Below are 16,771 nucleotides of genomic sequence, written 5' to 3'. Positions count from 1 at the left end.
GTTGTCCCCTCTAGTCCAGGCGGCCGGGAGTCGGGTAACTGCGCAGGGAGAGCCCCACCCGCCCGTCCTCCACCGCATCGTCGATCGATCCACGCAGCGCGCCGCAGGTGGGGACGAACATCGAGTGCTCCCCCTCCTGCGCACGCAGTGCGAACTCCGGGCAGGTCTGCTCGGCGTCGCCCAGCCACTGCACGCTCGTGTGCGCCTCGCTGTATTTCTCCACGAGCACCGCGTTACCGCAGCGCCGGCATTCGACCGGAAGCACTCAGCTCACCGCCCCGGTGACATTGCGGGGCCCCGCCCCGGTGACATTGCGGGGCCCCGCCCCGGCTGCATGCCGAGCGCCCACCCAGCCGAACACCATCGCGGGACCGATCGTCGCGCCCGCACCGGCATAGTCGTTGCCCATTACGGACGCCGACGTGTTGCCGGTGGCGTAGAGCCCGGGGATCGGTTCGCCGCTGCCGCGGCACACCTGGCTGTGCTCGTTGCACACGAGCCCGCCCTTGGTGCCGAGGTCACCGGCTTCCATCCGCACCGCGTAGTACGGGGCCCGGTCGACCTCGTCCATGGTCGGGTTGGGCAGTCGCGGGTCGCCGTAGTACCGGTCGTAGGCGCTGTCGCCGCGGCCGAAGTCGGCGTCGACCCCCGCACGGGCGAAACCGTTGAACCGGGCGATCTCCGCGGACAGCGACTCCGCGGGAACGCCCATCGTCTGCGCGAGCTCGCCGAGGGATGCCGCGCGTTGCATCAGCCCCGTCTCGAACCACTCGCCGGGGAACTTCTGCCCGGGCATCACCCCACCGAACTGATAGCGGCTCTTGGCCTTCGAGTCGAACACGAACCACACCGGGTCGTGACCACCGGCGATCTGGTCGTGGACGAACGACACGTACGGGGACGCCTCGTTGGTGAACCTCCTCCCGTTCTGGTCGACGATCAGCGACGGCGGGATCGACCGCTCCGACACCAGGACGTGCATGATGCCGTCCGGCCGCCGGAACGACGGCATCCACCAGGCGTCGTCCATCAGATCGACGGCGGCGCCGACCTGCTCCCCCGCGACGATTCCGTCTCCGGTGTTGTCGGGTGAGCCGGCGCTGTAGTTGTCCTTGCCGCCCTCCCGGAGGTACCGCTTCCGCATCTCCTCGCTCTGCTCGAATCCGCCGGTGGCCATCATGACGCCGCGGCGGGCGCGGATGCGCAGTTCCTGCCCTCCGGACTCGACGACCGCGCCCGTGACAGCTCCCGATTCGTCCGTGACCAGCCCCTTCAGTGGGGAGTTCAGCCACAGCGGAACCCCTGCCTCCTGGAGCGTGAGCCGCAGCCGGCCGACGAGTGCCTGCCCCAGAGTCTCCATCCGCCTGCGCCGCAACATCGCCACGACCGACCGCCAGCCGACGCCCAGCGCGGTCCTGCGTCCGGCCCAGGTGCGGAAGAACATGTTGAGGTGGCGGAACTCGGTGGACGTCATGTACAGCCCACCCGGCATCGCGAGGGAGTTCGGTCGCTGCAGGTCACCGTCGGCGCCGAGTTGGTTCATGTCGAACGGCAGCGGTTCGACCGTCCGCCCCTTCGGCCGTCCGCCCACGTTCTCGGGGTGGTAGTCGGAATAGTCCTCGCACCAGGAGAACCGGAGGTGCGGGCAGTTCTGTTCGAAGAACCGCATCATGGCCGGCCCCTGCTCGATGTACGCGTCGAGGCGCTCGGCCGGCACGCTGTCGCCGACGATCGACTCCAGGTACTTCCGGACGTCGCCGGGGTCGTCGGCGCGGCCTTCACGGACGAGGATCGGCGAGTTGGGAATCCACAGGGCGCCACCCGACAGGGCCGTCGAACCGCCGTACACCCCGGACTTTTCGACGACGAGGGTGTCGAGTCCTCGCTCGGCCCCGGCCAGGGCGGCAGTCATTCCACCGGCACCGCTGCCGACCACCAGGAGATCTACCTCCCGGTCCCAGTTCTGCTCGTCTACGCTCATCGTGCACACCTTCCGAAGTGGTCTCGATCACACCCTGCCGGTGTCAATTGCTTTTTCCCACAGCCCTTCCCGCGGAGCGGGAGACAGCGGCACCGCCGCCGCGCGGGAGAAAGCGCGGCTAGGTGGCCGCGGTGAAGATGCCGAGCCCGCCGCGGTACACCAGGAGCGGCGGCGCATCCCTGAGCACGTCCAGGCCGGTGACGCGCGCGACGACGATGGTGTGGTCGCCGGCGTCGTGCTCGAATTCGACGGTGGCCTGCACCTGGGCCAGCACGCCGTCCAGCGCCGGGGCACCGTTGCGGGCGTGCGACCACCCGACGTCGGCGAACTTGTCGGCGCCGCTGGTCGCGAACGTCCCGCACACGTCGCGCTGGTCGTGAGCGAGAACGTTGACGCAGACGTGTTCACTCGCCCGCAGCCGCGGCCAGCTGGTCGACGTCCGTGCGGGGCTGAACGACACGTACGGCGGGTCCAGCGACAGCGACACGAAGGACTGGCATGTGAAGCCGTGGGGGCTCTCGCCGTCGTGCGCGGTGATCACCGTGACTCCGGTGCAGAAGTGCCCGAGCACCGACTTGAGCTCGGCGGGGTCGATGCGTCGTGCCACCGGCGGCACGGGTTCTTCGGTTCGGGTCATCGTGTCTCCTCGGATCGACGGGTTGCGTTCAGCCTGGCCGCGGTGCCTTCCGGCGGGGAATGCCTCGTCCCGCCCAGCGGCAGGGTTTCGCGCTGTCCGGTCGGCGGCGCACGGTTGATAGGCTCGGGAAATGCCATCGTCCGACCCCACACAGAGTTCCGGGTTCGCCGGCCTCCGCTCCACGAGCTGGCCGGTACTCGGCATCCTGTCGTTCGGCGAGGAGCTGTCCGGCTACGACCTGAAGAAGTGGGCGTCGTACAGTGTGCGGTTCTTCTACTGGAGCCCGTCCTTCAGCCAGGTGTACTCGGAGCTGAAGAAGCTCGAGGACCTGGGATATGTGACGTCACGGACCGTCGTGGACGACGAGGCACGGGTGAAACCCAAGCGCCTGTACAAGATCACGGACGCGGGCATGGCCGTCATACGCAGTTGGGCGCGGGAGGCGCCGATCGATCCGCCCGTTCTCAAGCACGGTGTGATGCTGCGCATGTGGCTCGGTCACCTCACCGAGCCGGAACAGCTCAAAGATGCCCTGAAGGAGCACATCTCGTACGTGGAGGGGATGAGCAGGCAGGCCGCGCTCGACGCCCGCGATTCCGACGTCGAACCCACGTGGGCGTTCGCGCACATGGTCAACAAATGGTCCGAGCGCTACTACGCGGCCGAGAGCGAGCTCGCGAAGCAGATGCTCGCCGACATCGACGAGGCCGTCGAGCGGATGCACGGTGAAGGGACGCCGGAACATCCCGGTGTGCCGAAACCGACCGAATCACATTCGATCCGGCGCTCCCGCGCGGCGCAGCAGGAGTACCAGGCCGCGATGAAGGCGGCACGGGACGCGGACGACGAGGCGGAGCGCTAAGACTAGTCGGACGGAGTCCGCACCGGTTCTGCCACCAGATTCCGGAGCTCAGGCCACAGCTCCCGCCGCGCGGTCTGCGCCGCGGCCAGCGGGTCGATCGTCAAGAATCCGTGGAACATTCCTTCGACCCGTCGGCACTGCACGGGAACACCGGCGTCGGCGAGCGCCGCGGCGTACTTCTCCCCCTCGTACCGGAGGGGATCGCGTTCGGCGGTGAGCACGATCGCGGGTGGAAGCCCGCCGAGGTCCTCCGCCCGGACCGGGGCGGCGTAGGCGGGAACGTTCTCGCGGTGGGTCGGCAGGTACTGATCCCAATACCATTGCATCGCAGAGCGGGTGAGGAAGTGATCCTCCGCGAATTCCTCGTAGGACTCGGTGTCGAAGACCGGTTCGATGACGGGGTAGATCAGTAGCTGTCCGGCGACAGCGGGGGCCTCCCGGTCCCGGGCCATCAGCGCCGCGACGGCCGCAAGGTTGCCCCCGCTGCTGTCGCCGGCGACGAGGAGCCGGTCCGGATCTCCGCCCAACGCGCGGGCGTGCTGCGCGACCCAGCACGTCGCGGCGTAGGCGTCGTCCGCTGCGGCGGGCCACTGCGATTCCGGGGCGAGTCGGTAGTCGACGGAGACGACGACGGCTCCGATCCCGTTGCACAACGCGCGACAGAAGCCGTCGTGGCTGTCGAGGTCGCAGATCACGAACCCGCCGCCGTGGAAGAAGACGACGATGGGCAGGGACTCCGCGGGGTCCCCCGCGGACGAATAGATGCGTGCCGCAATCGGTCCGGCCCCGCCGGGGATCTCCCGGTCGCGCACACTACCGACCGGCTCGGGGTCGGCGACGGCCTTGCGTCCCGCCTTCGTCGCCGCCCGCGCCTGGGCACCCGTCATGGTCTCCACCCGGGGAAAGTTCTCGTTCAGTCCCCGGAGGATGGTCTCGGCCTGCTCATCGAACGGCATTCGTGCTCCTTCGCCCGCCTCAGGCGGAGTATCGGTCGGCGCGTCCGGCGGCCGGCGTCGCGGTCGACATGTAGTTACGCCAGGTTCCCTTGGCGGACATGCGAATCGGCGCGGTCAGACGGTGATCGAGCTTGATCTGGCTGCTCGGGCCGCACACGGAGATGGCCGCGACCACGTTGTCCTCGGTGCCCACCGGCACGGCGACGCAGCTGACGCCGACGAGATCCTCTTCCCGGTCGTAGGCCGCTCCGCGTTCGCGGGTCTTCTGCAACTCGGCGCGGAACGCCGCGGGTGAGTCGATGCTGAAACGTGTGCTGCGGGGCAGACCCGCTTCGACGACGCGGTCGACCACAGACTCCGGCGAATGGGCCAGCAGCACCTTGCCGACACTCGTACAGTGTGCGGGCTGGCGGCCGCCGACGCGGGACGGCAACCCGACGCCGAACCGTCCGGCGATCTTCTCCAGATAGACGACGTCGATTCCCTCGAGTACCGCGAGGTGCACGGCGTGCCCGGTGAGCCGGTGGAGTTCGTGCAGGAAGGGCAGGGCGGCCCGGTGCAGACGGTCCTGGTGCACGGCCAGCGACCCGAGTTCGAACAGGCGCATCCCGAGTTCGTAATCCCGGCCTTCCCGGCGGAGCCACCGCAGCTGGACGAGACGTTCGAGCATCCGGTGCGCGGAGGAGCGCGGAAGCCCCGTGCGGCGCACGATCTGCGCGAGCGTGAGTCTGCCCGGGCCGTCGAACGCGTCGAGGAGAAGGGCGGCGCGATCGAGGCCGGCGGTGGGGGTGGGGCTGAGTGTCGTCGTCATGGGGACCTCCGTAGCGGCGCTGCTCGGTGCGGCGACGCGGTGTGTGACTGGCGACACTTACTATAAATAGGCATATACCTATTTGCAATAGTGCTGGGCAAACGGCCCCGAACAGCCCAAAGGCCCGGTGCACGCATCGAGTGGATACACACACCGGGCCCGGACACCCGTTTACATCGCGGCCAGCGGTTCGCTTCCGGACCAGTCGTGGCCCCAGTAGCTGTCGGCGGTGATCTCCTCCGCGGAGTAGTACTTCTCGTCCACCTTCGTGCCCTCGGTGCCGAACTCGATGTCCCAGCCGCCGGGGGCACGCACGTAGAACGACACCATCTTGTCGTTGGTGTGGCGGCCGAGGGTCGACGAGACGGAGAACCCGTCCTTGACGACGCGGTCGAGAGCCTGCCCGACGGCGTCGAGCGTGTCGACCTCCACCATGATGTGCACCAGACCGGGCGCGCCGCCGTGCGGTGCCGGGCACAGCGCCAGGCTGTGGTGCCGCTCGTTGACGCCCATGAAGCGCACCCGCATCGGACCGAACTCCGGCGGTGCCGGGATGCGGAAGGCGCCGCGGGGCAGGAAGCCGAGCACCTCGGTGTAGAAGTCGAATGCCCCGCTGAAGTCCATCACCGGCAGCACCACGTGGCCGAGGCCCTGCGCCCCCGTGACGAACTTCGCGCCGAACGGGGTGACCACCGGGCTGTGGTCGAGGACGGCGCCGTGGAAGATCTCGATCGTCGCACCGGTCGGATCCTGGAACGTGACGACCTCTTCGACGCGCCGTGCGTCGGCTTCTTCCACCGACAGCGGTTTGACGGCGATCCCGGCGCCCTCGACCGCTTCCTGGACGCGGACCAGGCCCGCGTGATCGCGGACCTCCCACCCGATGGTGACGACCTCGTCCGTCTCGCCCGGCACGATCACGATGCGGGCCGCGCGCTCGTCCATGCGGAGGTACAGGGCGTCCTCGTCCGGGCCCGTGCCCTGGGCGAATCCGAGCACGTCGAATGCGAACGTGCGCCAGCGCTCCAGGTCGTTGGTCTGGATCTTGACGTAGCCAAGCCCCTTGATGTCTGTCATGTGTTGTCCTTCTGCTGTTTTCGAGGTCCGACGGCGGTCAGATCATCGACTTGAGGTTGTCGGCCGGGTCGAGGCCGAGCGAGCTGAGCGCGGAGGCGTGGTAGACGGTGCTCGGCACGTGGATGGCGTGCGCCAGGCCTGCGTGCGCGTCCCGCCAGTACCGCTGCAGCGGCTTGTCCATGCGCAGCGCGTTGCCGCCGGAGCGGGCGAAGATCTGGTCGACGGCGGTGACCGCACGCCACGCGGCACGCACCTGCGTCCGGCGCCCGGCCGCGCGGTCCTCGAACGTGACCTCCCGGCCCGACTCGACGAGGTCCCAGATCCTGTCGACGTTGGCGAGGAGTTCCTGTCGTGCGGCATTGATGTCGGCCGCGGCCTCGCCGACCGCGAACAGCACGTAGGGGTCGTCCTTGATCGCAGTGCCCTGCGCGCCGACGCGGTCACGCTGGTAGTCGAGGTGAGCGGCCAGAGCGCCCTCGGCGATTCCCACCACGGCGGAGGAGATTCCGAGCGGGAACATCGTCGACCACGGCATGTTGTACAGCGTCTCGGTGCGCCCGAACTTCTGCACCGCGGTGCCGTTCATGACCTCGTCGGCGTCCATCACCCGGTAGTCGGGGACGAAGGCGTTGCGGACGACGATGTCCTTGGAACCGGTGCCCTTGAGCCCGACGACGTTCCACGAGTCCTCGACGATCTCGTAGTCGCTGCGCGGCAGGATCATGTGCAGCATCTTCGGCGGCAGGGCCATCGCGCCGTCCTCGTCGCCGAGCATCGCACCGAGGAAGATCCAGTCGCAGTGATCGGTTCCCGACGAGAACTGCCACCGACCGCTGAAGAGGTAGCCGCCGTCGACCGGGGTCGCGATCCCGGTCGGCGCGTACGGCGAGGCCATCCAGGTGTCGGAGTCGGCCGCCCACACCTCGTCCTGCACCTTCGGGTCGGCGAACGCCAGCTGCCAGGGGTGCACGCCGACGATGCCGCACACCCAGCCCGTGGCCGGGTCGAGGGACGCCGCGGCCATCACCGTCTCCGCGAACTCGCGCGGATGAGCCTCGTAGCCGCCGTACTTGCCGGGCTGAAGGAGCTTGATCGGTCCGGCCTCACGGAGCTTCTTCGCCGTGTCGTCGGGCAGCCGGCCGATCCGCTCGGCCTCGGGCGCCTGATCGCGGAGCTGATCCGCGATCGCCATGATGTTGTCGAGAACCTCGTGGGTCATCTGTCGTGTCCTTCTTTTCGGAGCCGGGCTCAGGCGTTGGTGTCGAGCGGCACGACGCCGTTGGCGAGGTTGTCGGCAACCTCCGCCTCCCAGCTCTGCACCGCCCTGGTGGTGTCGATCTCGAATTCGAAGCGCTTGGTCATGTCGTCGGTGATGTCCTCGACGTCCACGTAGAACTGCTGGTACCAGCGACGCAGCTGGTACACCGGCCCGTCCTCCTCCGACAGCAGCGGGTTGTCGATGCGCGACTTGTTCAGCCAGATGTCGACGTCCTGCTTGAACCCGAGTTCCACGCCCTCGGCGAACTGCGCCGCCATTCCGTTCGCCACCTCGTCCGACAGCCCCTCGGGCTTCTTCACCATGGCGCCCCACTGCAGGACGAACGAATTCGCGGTGACCGGGTAGTGACAGTTGATCAGCACCGTCTCGATCATCATGCCGTTCGCTTCGCTCCACAGCTTGTCGATCATGTAGGACGGGCCGAAGTACGACGCGTCCGAGCGCAGCGTCGAATTGGGGTCGTCGTAGCTGGTGCCCACCGAGATGTCGTGGCGGGGTGTCGACTGCATGTACTGGGTGGCCACGTGCCCTTCGAAGACGTTCTTGAAGTAGCGCGGGAACGAGAAGTGGACGTAGTAGAAGTGCGCCATGTCGACCACGTTGTCGACGATCTCGCGGCAGTGCGAGCCCTCGACGAGCAGCGAATTCCAGGTCCAGTCGGTCCATTCCGGGGAGCCGAATCCCTCGATCTCGGGAATCGTCACGTCGGCGGGCGGCGGGTTGCCCTGCGGGTCGTTCCAGACGTAGAGCTGCCCGTTGCGCTCGATGGTCGTCCAGGCCCGAGTCCGCGCCAGCGGCGGGACACGTCGCGCGTACGGGATTCCCGTGCACTTGCCGTTGCCGCCCCAGCGCCAGTCGTGGAACGGGCACGCGATGGAATCGCCCTTCACGGTGCCGTGCGCCAGGTTGCCACCCATGTGACGGCAATAGGCGTCGAGCACACTGAGGGTGCCGTCGGAGGTTTCGAACACCACCAGCGACGTTCCGAACGCATCGACCTGATGCGGGGCACCGTCCCTGAAGGTATTCGCCAGCCCCAGGCAATGCCACCCACGCGCGAAACGCGTTGGTGCCGATCCTACTTCGATCATCCGGACTTCGTCGCCGTCAACGGCACTGTTGCGCGCCATGTCTACCTCCGCCTCGCTGTACGTCAAGAACACCCTCGGGGTGTGGTGTAGCTCATAGTCGGCGCGACGGGTCCGCAGCGGTACCCGACTCTCCCACTCAGCGAGAGGCTTTCGCATCCACCCACTTCGGCGGAACGTCGGCGTCCCGATCACAGGGACCACACCCCCCGTGCACCGCTCGCGGCGACTACCGTGCGGATCACATACCCGTGAATTGGGAGGAACGATGGCCGCACTCATCTCTTCGCAGCCGTGCACAGCGGAGGTTCGCCGGCTCTGCGCCGACGCCGTCCCGAGCGGGGTGGTCGTCGCACCCGAGCCGGGGGCGGCCGTCGAACAGGACTTCCTCCTGCTGCGACCGCACCGGACGTCGGACGACGCCCTGTCCGCGCAGGTCCGGAAGGTGGGCGACCACGACCTGCTCGTCCGCTTCCGCAACCGCGACGAGCAGCTGGTCTTCGAGTTCTGGACGAACAGCTTCACCGGGACCGTCACGCCCGACGACCAATCGGTGGACCTGCTGGAGCGCTACTGCGCCGAGCAGTTCCCCGGTGCCCTCCGCAGGTTCCGGACCCGCATCCGGCGGGCCGTGCCGTCCGGTGCGGACTTCACGTCGTCGCTTCAGCAGACGTACGTCCAGGACGGCACACGCATGGCGGACGTCACCGTCACGTGCACGCAGGGTGGTGACGTGCTCGCGCAGGCGTGGGCCACGTACGCACTCCCTGGCTGAGCGCGTCCCGTTCTCCCACGAATTGGTCAGCCGCGCAGGCAATTGCCTGCGCGGCTGACCAATGTCTGGGAAACTATCCCACCGGGTCGGCCAGCCTCGTCCGGGACCGGCTGAACTCGAAACCGCGGAACCCCTCCTCCGCGACGTCCGCGCAGATCCGCCCGTACGCGCCGAAGCCTCCCAGGTACGGCATGAACACGCGGGGCTTGCCCGGAATGTTGGCGCCCATGTACCAGGAGTTCGCCAACGGGAACAGGGTCTGCGCGGCGAGCTCACGGCAGTGCTCCACCCACTGCTCGGTGGCGGGGACGGACGCCTCGATCGCGTCGTGGTCCTTCTCCCACAGGTGCTCGATGCAGTCCGCGATCCAGTCGACGTGCTGTTCGGCGCCGAGCACCATGTTCGCCAGCACCGACGGGCTCCCCGGGCCTGTCACGACGAACAGGTTCGGGAACCCCGGAACACCCAGACCGAGATAGGTTTTCGGTCCCTCACTCCAGTACTCGGACAGCGACACACCGTCGCGCCCGACGATCCGCATGCGGTCGAGGGCGCCGGTCATGGCGTCGAATCCGGTGGCGAACACCAGCGTGTCCAGGGCGTAGTCGGCGTCGGCGGTGGTGATACCCGACGGGGTGATCGATTCGATCGGCGCCGCCTTCAGATCCACCAGGGTGACGTTCGGCCGGTTGTACGTTTCGAAGTAGTGGGTGTCGGTGACGATCCGCTTGGTCCCGATGGGGTGATCGTTCGGGATCAGCTTGTCCGCGACGGCGGGGTCGTCGACGAGCAGGCGGATCTTCTCCTCGGCGAAGTCGCGTGCCGTCGCGTTCGCGGCCTCGGTCTTCGTCTGGTCCGGAAAGGTTTTCGCGAACAGCACCCCGCCGAGCTTCCATCGCGTCTCGTAGGCGTCGCGACGTTCCTCGTCGGAGACCTCCAGCGCGGACTTCGGGTGCGCGTTGTACGGCGAGCCGCCACCGCTCTCCCGGGACAGCCGTCGGCGCTCGTCGTATCCCGCCTTGATCGCGCGCCGGATCTCGTCGTCCCACGTCTGGTTGCCCGCCGGGACGCTGTAGTTGGCGCTGCGCTGGAACACGTACAGGTGCTCGGCCTGCTCGGCGATGAGGGGAATCGACTGAATCCCCGAGGAACCGGTGCCGATGATCCCGACCCGCCTGCCGGTGAAGTCGACACCCTCGTGCGGCCACCGGCCGGTGTGATGCGTGTCGCCGGTGAACGATTCGCGGCCCGGAATGTTCGGCGTGTTCGCGGTGGACAGCGCACCGGTCGCGAAGACGCAGTACCGGGCGGACAGGACGTCGCCGCGGTCGGTGCGCACCTCCCACCGGAGCGTCTCCTCGTCCAGTTCCGCGGAGGTCACCCGGGTACCGAACAGGAAACGGTCACGCAGGTCGAACCGGTCCGCCACGTGATTGATGTATGCCAGGATCTCGGGCTGGGTGGCGTACTTCTCGCTCCAGTCCCACTCCTGCTCGAGTTCCCGCGAGAACGAGTACGAATAGTCGACGCTTTCCACGTCGCACCGGGCGCCGGGATAGCGGTTCCAGAACCACGTCCCGCCGACGCCTCCCGCCGCCTCCACACCCTGGACGGTCAGCCCCAGGCTCCGCAGCTTGTGGACGGCGTACAGACCCGCGAATCCCGCGCCGACGACAACCGCGTCCACGTCGCCGATCCGATTCGCACGAGCATCAACTTCGGTGCGTGCACTCACGGGCGCGCTCCTCTCCCATTCGACAGACACATTCGGCAGCAAAGGCCTGTCTGGGACGGTAGGTCGCGGCACCGGGGCAGCCACAGGTTCGTTCCCGGTGAGCGGTCGGGCAGCGCCTAACTCGACACGACGGGAGCGAGAGCGGGGTCGATCACGTCGGTCAGGGCGTCCCACGGCACGGTGACGGTGACGAGTCCGATGGCGTGCGGTCCCACCTGGTAATCGTTGAAATGGATCTCCATGCCTGCCGGGGTGGCCAGCCAGTTGGCGAAGTTCGCCTCGGTCGGTTCGATGCCGCTGCGCTCGAAATCCGGTCCCGCGACCGTCGCGGGGAGCAGACGCGCGGATTCGTCCGACAGCGCCTGCAGTCCCGCAGGCAGGTCGGGGAAGAGATCGGCAAGCGTGATCGGCGCGGCCGTATCGGCATTCACCACCACCGTCGCGACGATCGGGGTGGGATGCGCACCGGGCGGATCGGCGTTCCACGACGTCACCAGCAGACCGCTGATCACGTGCTCGCCGATGTGCGCGACGCTGTGCTCCTGGCTGCTCAGCGTGAAGGCGTCGGTGCCCGAGCCGTCGATCTGGTCCTGGAGTGCGGCCCGCATCGATTCGTTGAACTCGGCGGTGACCGCCGGATTTCCACCCTCGATCTGCGGGATGAGGACGTCGTAGCCGACACGGCCGGTGGAACCCGTGACCTGCAGCTCCGTCTCCGTGTACGGCAGGCTCGCGGGCGTGGTCGCCTCGGCACTGGACGTGTCCGCGGCGGACACGGTCGTCGTTGTCGACGGCTCGCTCACTGCGGTGCCTGCTTGGTCGGAGCAGGCGGCCAGTGCGAGGACGCCCGCGACGAGCGCCGCTGCCCGACCAGATCTCCGGATGCCGCTCATGAGCTATCTGTACCACGTCGATTCCGCGGGGTCACCTACCGATCGGGTCGACGATGGTGTGCAGCGTGTCGACGAAACCCTGTGCGGTGGACACGTCGTAGAGGTCGGCGGAATACACCAGTTCGGCGTCGATACCGTCGGGCCGGCCGTCGACGTCGTGACGTTCGGTGAAGTGGAAGTGCAGATCGCACTTGGCGATGTCGAGTGGACGGGGTGTGACCTCGAAGTCGAGCCCGGACACGTTCAGGGCTGCGGGAGCGAAGTTGTTCAGCGACAGCGCAACCTGGAACAGTGGGTGCAGGGACGGTGACCTCGGCGGGTCGAGCACCTGGACGAGTCGCTCGAACTGCACGTCGGCATTCGCCAGAGCGCGAAGCTCCACGCCGCGTGACCGATCGACGATGTCGCACAGCGTCATCGTCGGGTCCACCCGCGTGCGCAGAACCAGCGTGTTGACGAACATCCCCACCACGTCGTCGAGCGCCGGGTCTCCCCGGCCCGCGATCGGAGTTCCGATCGCGATGTCGGGGTCGCCGCTGACGCGGGCGAGCAGAACCGCCACGGCCGACCTGAGCGCCGTGAACAGGCTGGCGTGGTGCTCGTGCGCGGTGGCCAGCAGGCCTCGGTGCGCATGCTCGTCGAGCGAGAACGGAAGTCGTCCCGCTCGATAGGTCCACCGGTGCGGCCTGGGGCGATCGGTGGGCAGCGCGAGCTCCCCCCGAAGTCCCGACAGTTCCTTCGTCCAGTGGGCGATCTGCTGGGACGCGATGCTGTCCGGGTCGTTCTCGTCGCCGAGCAATGCCCGACGCCACACCGTGTAGTCGGCGTAGTGCACGACCCGGGGCTCCCACGCGGGCTCACTGCCGGTCGACCGGGCACGGTAGGAGTCGGCGAGATCTCGTGCCAAGGGTGCGAGCGACCAGCCGTCGGCGGCGATGTGGTGGACGACGCAGGCCAGAAGGTGGTCGCCGTCGCCGAGCCGGAACAGCCGGGCACGCAGAGGAGGCTCGCGCCGCACGTCGAATCCCGCGGACAGCAGCTCCGACGTCTGCGCTTCCACGTCCGCGGCGCCGGTCTCCACCGGAGTCAGGTCGGGCAACGCATCGGCCACGTCGAGCACACGCTGGTACGGCCCCGACGGCGAGTCGGGAAACACCGTCCGCAGTGAGCGGTGCCGGCCCAGCACATCCGCCATCGCCGAGCGCAGGGCGTCGACGTCGAATCCGCCGCGCACTCGTACCGTGAAGGGGATGTTGTGGAGAGCGGGTTGCACGACGGTGCGGTCGATGAAGTACTGCGACGGGGACAGCGGCACCAGGTCCGGCAGTGGTGCGGCGCCCAACTTCGGCCCGCGGGGGCGCCCCGCGTTCTGCGGGTGTGCGCCGGTCTCCGCGATCGTCCGTGCGAGTGCCGCGACCGTCGGTGCGTCGAAGAGTTCACGCACGCCCAGAGTGGTGCCCAGCTCGGCGTTGATCGTCGCGACCACCCGGATGGCCGACAGCGAATCGCCGCTGAGATCGAAGAAGGAATCATCGGCACCGATCGAAGCCACGCCGAGTACCTGGGCGAACACCCGCGCGACGCGGCGCTCGGCCGGGGTCTCGGGGGCACGATGAGGCACCGAATCCGAGCCGAACTCCGGCAGCGGGAGCGCCGCCCGGTCGAGCTTCCCGGTCGGAGTCAACGGGATCGAGTTCACGAGCATGATCGATTTCGGAACCATGTAGTCCGGCAGGAACCGTGCCAGGTGCGCCTTCAACGTTTCACGATCGATCGACGCGTCCCCGTCGGCCATGATGTAGGACACCAGGTTCGGGTCGCCGGCCGAATTCCGTTGCACCACCGTCGCGGCGAAGGCGACGCCCGGATGCGTGTTCAGCGTGGCGTTGATCTCGCCCAGCTCGACACGGAATCCCCGGATCTTGATCTGGTCGTCCGCCCGGTCCAGGAACTCGAGCGTTCCTGCCGCCGTCCACCGCACCACGTCCCCGGTGCGGAACATCCGGGATCCGCTGCGGCCGAACGGGTCGGCGACGAACCGGGCAGCGGTCGGCCCGTGGCGCCGATGGTAGCCCCGGGCGAGTGCCGGGGTGGCGAGGTACAGCTCACCGACAGCGCCCGGCGGAAGCGGACGTAGACGGTGATCCAGAACCACGGCGTCCACACCGCGCATGAGAGAGCCGATCGTCATCCGCTCGTCCGGTGACACCGGATCCGTGAGAGTGACGCTGCACGTCGTCTCCGTCGGACCGTACGCGTTCCGCATGGTTCGGCCACCGGCCCACCGCCGCGCCAGCTCCTGCGGACACACCTCCCCTCCGACCAGCACCAACTCCAGTTCGTCCATCGCGCAGGAGTCGATGGCGGCCAGGGCGGACGGCGTCATCAGGAGGTGAGTGACGTGTTCGTCGCGCAACAGTCGTGACAGTTCCTCGCCGCCGAACACCCCGGGCGGGGTCACGACGAGGGTCGCGCCGCCGACACAGGCCGCGAGCACTTCGACGAGCGCGGTGTCGAAGCTCGGTGAGGCGAAATGCAGGACACGAGAACGCGCGGACACCGCGTACTTGTCCCGAATCTCCTGCGCGAGGTTGGCGAGGCCGCGATGGGTGACGACGACGCCCTTCGGCGCTCCCGTCGACCCGGACGTATAGATCAGATACGCGGGATGGTCCACGAGCAGCGGACGGGTCCGTTCCGCACCGGGGAGGGTTTCTTCACAGAGGTTTTCGAGGTCGTCGATATCGATGGTCAGCCATGCGACGGTGCCCGGCAGTCGGGAACGCTCCGAGTGGACGGTCAGCCCGACCGTCGCGCCGCAATCGTCCAGGGTGTACGCGATGCGAGCGCTCGGGTGCGAGGGATCGATCGGAACGTAGGCCGCGCCGGCCTTCGCGACGGCCCACAACGCCAGCACCGACTCGAGCGACCGCGGGATGGAGACCGCGACGATGCTCTCGGGCCCGATGCCCCGGCCGGTCAGGACGCGGGCGAGCCTGCCGGCGAGCCGGTCCAGGTCGCCGTAGGACAGTTCCCGCCCGCGGTCGCGGATCGCGGTCGCCTCCGGGGCGTTCGCGACGGTCCCCGCGAGGAGGCGGTCGAGTGTGATCGGGTCCGCATCCGGAAGTCCCTGCGCGGGAGCGAAATCTCCGCGCTCGCCGGCGAGGAAGATGTCGAGGTCGGCGACCGGTCGTTCCGACTCGATCGATGCGGTGAACCTGTCGAGGTAGGCGAGGAAACGCGCGTGATGTCCGGTCAGTTCGGCGTGGTCGTACAGTGCCGGATTTCCCTCGAAGTCGATCCGGGCGGCACTGCCCTCGGCCCCGGGATAGATGTTGACGGCGATGTCGGCGACGGGACCGGTGGTGAGCACCCGGACCGTCCCGTTCACGGCGCCGAGCGTGATCTCCTTCGTGAACATCATGACGTTGACCACCGGACCGAAATGCATGAGTTCGACACCGCCCGTGGCGAGGTCCCGGCCGATGTCCTCGCGGCGGTAGCGTTGATGGCGCAGTGCCGCCGTCAACGCTGTCTCGGCGGATCCGACCGCCTCACGGATGGAGGCAGAGCCGATTCCCTTCAACCGCAACGGGATCACATTGGACACCGAACCGCCCGAATACCTGAGGCGGGCCGTCGTTCTCGCCGACACCGGCAGCGAGAGGACGACGTCGTCGACGCCGGTCATCCTGGCGAGGTAGGAGGCGAAGGCGGCGACCGTCACGGCCGTCGAATTCCGTGAGATCCCGCTCGGGCTCGTGTGCCCGGTCGCCGTCCGGGCGTCGGTGTCCGGTCGCGCCGTGCGGCCGCTGAGGCTGAGGACCGAAGCCGGGTCGCCGCCGGTGTCGCGCCAGTAGTCGCGGTCCCGGGCGAACCGGGTGGAGGCACGGTAGGTCGCGTCTTCCCGCACGAGAGGTTCCGGTCCCACGATTCGGCTGTACGGCGGTTCCCTGCCCTCGATGGCAGCGACATACAGTTCGGCCGTGCGGCTCATCAGCATCATGGCGGCGTACCCGTCCGACACGATGTGGTGAGCGCGGGAGTACCAGTAGTAGTGATCGTCGCCCAGCTGCAGAATGTGCGAGACGAGGAGCGGTCCGTCGTACATGTCGGTGCGAGCGCTCCGGTCGTTCCGCATCCAGCGGTGGGCAGCGTCGACGGGATCGTCCTCGCCGCGAAGGTCGGTGGTCGGTACCCGGTCGTCGACGGTCGGGTCCACGACCTGATGCGGCTGCCCGTCGATGTCCACCAGGCGCACCGATCCCCAGCCGAATTCGCGATTCGCGCGACGGGTGGCGTCACAGAGAGCGGCAAGTTCGACCGGACCGCGCAGATCGACGTAGTGGGCGATGACGTACGGGATCTCCGGCGTGAGCTGTTGCGCGAACCAGATGGACCGCTGCGCCGCGGTCAGCGGGAAGGCGCCCACAGTCGGTCGCGTCGGGTGCCCGAGCGGGCGTTCCACGATGGCGACGTCGGGCCGGACAAGCGTGGGCCTTTCCGGGCAGGCGCACGCCGTGCCGCCGGATTGCTGCGAATCGAAATCGATGTTCATCTTTCCCCCTCGGGCTGCGCTCTGCACTCCATCACCCCACTGCGCAGAGTCGTCGCGGATGTCGGATCGGCGACTGCTATGGCACCAACCATCAGCCTGCTCGACGCGCACCGCCTCCA

The 16,771-nt window shown here is 68.1% G+C and carries 13 protein-coding genes; 2 read left to right on the top strand and 11 right to left on the bottom strand.

What is annotated here, in order from left to right; all coding sequences use genetic code 11:
• Positions 1–10: 10 nt before the first annotated feature.
• From CJ177_RS14545 to CJ177_RS14535, 3 genes are all read right to left on the bottom strand, one after another.
• Entirely contained in the window at positions 11–265 is a 255-nt protein-coding gene (locus tag CJ177_RS14545; protein ID WP_005251194.1) for a hypothetical protein, read from the bottom strand.
• Positions 266–1,981 carry an FAD-binding protein gene (locus CJ177_RS14540; protein WP_095867995.1) on the bottom strand — a complete coding sequence of 572 codons (1,716 nt, stop codon included), beginning with the start codon at positions 1,979–1,981 and terminating at the stop codon, positions 266–268. It abuts the gene before it with no gap.
• 118 nt (positions 1,982–2,099) lie between these two features.
• Positions 2,100–2,618 carry a flavin reductase family protein gene (locus tag CJ177_RS14535; RefSeq protein WP_025433248.1) on the bottom strand — a complete coding sequence of 173 codons (519 nt, stop codon included), beginning with the start codon at positions 2,616–2,618 and terminating at the stop codon, positions 2,100–2,102.
• A 130-nt stretch (positions 2,619–2,748) separates the two neighbouring features.
• On the opposite strand from CJ177_RS14535, the gene CJ177_RS14530 reads away from it, so the two are divergent.
• Positions 2,749–3,480 (top strand): PadR family transcriptional regulator, encoded by a 732-nt coding sequence (locus CJ177_RS14530; RefSeq protein ID WP_061697374.1) that lies wholly within the window; start codon positions 2,749–2,751, stop codon positions 3,478–3,480.
• Between the two features lie 2 nt (positions 3,481–3,482).
• Here the strand turns inward: CJ177_RS14530 and CJ177_RS14525 are convergent, their stop codons facing one another.
• The 5 genes from CJ177_RS14525 to CJ177_RS14505 form a co-directional block, all read right to left on the bottom strand.
• On the bottom strand, positions 3,483–4,436 hold the full coding sequence (locus CJ177_RS14525) for an alpha/beta hydrolase (protein ID WP_095867994.1): 954 nt from the start codon (positions 4,434–4,436) through the stop codon (positions 3,483–3,485).
• A 19-nt stretch (positions 4,437–4,455) separates the two neighbouring features.
• Positions 4,456–5,247: an IclR family transcriptional regulator gene (locus CJ177_RS14520; protein ID WP_007297613.1), complete on the bottom strand. Its 792-nt coding sequence runs from the start codon at positions 5,245–5,247 to the stop codon at positions 4,456–4,458.
• Positions 5,248–5,418: 171 nt separating this feature from the next.
• A complete protein-coding gene (gene bphC, locus CJ177_RS14515; protein WP_061697372.1) occupies positions 5,419–6,324 on the bottom strand; it encodes a biphenyl-2,3-diol 1,2-dioxygenase in 906 nt (301 codons plus the stop codon).
• Between the two features lie 37 nt (positions 6,325–6,361).
• A complete protein-coding gene (locus tag CJ177_RS14510; RefSeq protein WP_095867993.1) occupies positions 6,362–7,543 on the bottom strand; it encodes an acyl-CoA dehydrogenase family protein in 1,182 nt (393 codons plus the stop codon).
• Positions 7,544–7,572: 29 nt separating this feature from the next.
• Complete coding sequence (locus tag CJ177_RS14505; RefSeq protein WP_037182512.1) at positions 7,573–8,733, bottom strand: Rieske 2Fe-2S domain-containing protein; 1,161 nt, start codon at positions 8,731–8,733, stop codon at positions 7,573–7,575.
• A gap of 226 nt (positions 8,734–8,959) precedes the next feature.
• On the opposite strand from CJ177_RS14505, the gene CJ177_RS14500 reads away from it, so the two are divergent.
• Entirely contained in the window at positions 8,960–9,466 is a 507-nt protein-coding gene (locus CJ177_RS14500; protein ID WP_061041239.1) for a hypothetical protein, read from the top strand.
• 73 nt (positions 9,467–9,539) lie between these two features.
• On the opposite strand, the gene CJ177_RS14495 is transcribed toward CJ177_RS14500, so the two are convergent.
• The 3 genes from CJ177_RS14495 to CJ177_RS14485 form a co-directional block, all read right to left on the bottom strand.
• The gene (locus CJ177_RS14495; RefSeq protein ID WP_179443243.1) at positions 9,540–11,162 is read right to left on the bottom strand and encodes an NAD(P)/FAD-dependent oxidoreductase; all 1,623 of its coding nucleotides are present in this window, start codon (positions 11,160–11,162) and stop codon (positions 9,540–9,542) included.
• 155 nt (positions 11,163–11,317) lie between these two features.
• A complete protein-coding gene (locus tag CJ177_RS14490) occupies positions 11,318–12,094 on the bottom strand; it encodes an RsiV family protein (protein WP_095867991.1) in 777 nt (258 codons plus the stop codon).
• Positions 12,095–12,125: 31 nt separating this feature from the next.
• Positions 12,126–16,652 (bottom strand): non-ribosomal peptide synthetase, encoded by a 4,527-nt coding sequence (locus CJ177_RS14485; protein WP_095867990.1) that lies wholly within the window; start codon positions 16,650–16,652, stop codon positions 12,126–12,128.
• Between the last annotated feature and the right edge of the window lie 119 nt (positions 16,653–16,771).

Source organism: Rhodococcus sp. ACPA1, assembly GCF_002300195.1.
Taxonomy (GTDB): Bacteria; Actinomycetota; Actinomycetes; order Mycobacteriales; family Mycobacteriaceae; genus Rhodococcus_F; species Rhodococcus_F opacus.
Note: the sequence above shows the minus strand (reverse complement) of the source record. Positions and strands in the feature narration are given on the sequence as shown.

Coding starts and splice junctions, on each gene's coding strand:
- CJ177_RS14540 (WP_095867995.1), bottom strand. CDS start 1,981: ATGAGCGTAGACGAGCAGAACTGGGACCGGGAGGTAGATCTCCTGGTG.
- CJ177_RS14535 (WP_025433248.1), bottom strand. CDS start 2,618: ATGACCCGAACCGAAGAACCCGTGCCGCCGGTGGCACGACGCATCGAC.
- CJ177_RS14530 (WP_061697374.1), top strand. CDS start 2,749: ATGCCATCGTCCGACCCCACACAGAGTTCCGGGTTCGCCGGCCTCCGC.
- CJ177_RS14525 (WP_095867994.1), bottom strand. CDS start 4,436: ATGCCGTTCGATGAGCAGGCCGAGACCATCCTCCGGGGACTGAACGAG.
- CJ177_RS14520 (WP_007297613.1), bottom strand. CDS start 5,247: ATGACGACGACACTCAGCCCCACCCCCACCGCCGGCCTCGATCGCGCC.
- bphC (WP_061697372.1), bottom strand. CDS start 6,324: ATGACAGACATCAAGGGGCTTGGCTACGTCAAGATCCAGACCAACGAC.
- CJ177_RS14510 (WP_095867993.1), bottom strand. CDS start 7,543: ATGACCCACGAGGTTCTCGACAACATCATGGCGATCGCGGATCAGCTC.
- CJ177_RS14505 (WP_037182512.1), bottom strand. CDS start 8,733: ATGGCGCGCAACAGTGCCGTTGACGGCGACGAAGTCCGGATGATCGAA.
- CJ177_RS14500 (WP_061041239.1), top strand. CDS start 8,960: ATGGCCGCACTCATCTCTTCGCAGCCGTGCACAGCGGAGGTTCGCCGG.
- CJ177_RS14490 (WP_095867991.1), bottom strand. CDS start 12,094: ATGAGCGGCATCCGGAGATCTGGTCGGGCAGCGGCGCTCGTCGCGGGC.
- CJ177_RS14485 (WP_095867990.1), bottom strand. CDS start 16,652: ATGAACATCGATTTCGATTCGCAGCAATCCGGCGGCACGGCGTGCGCC.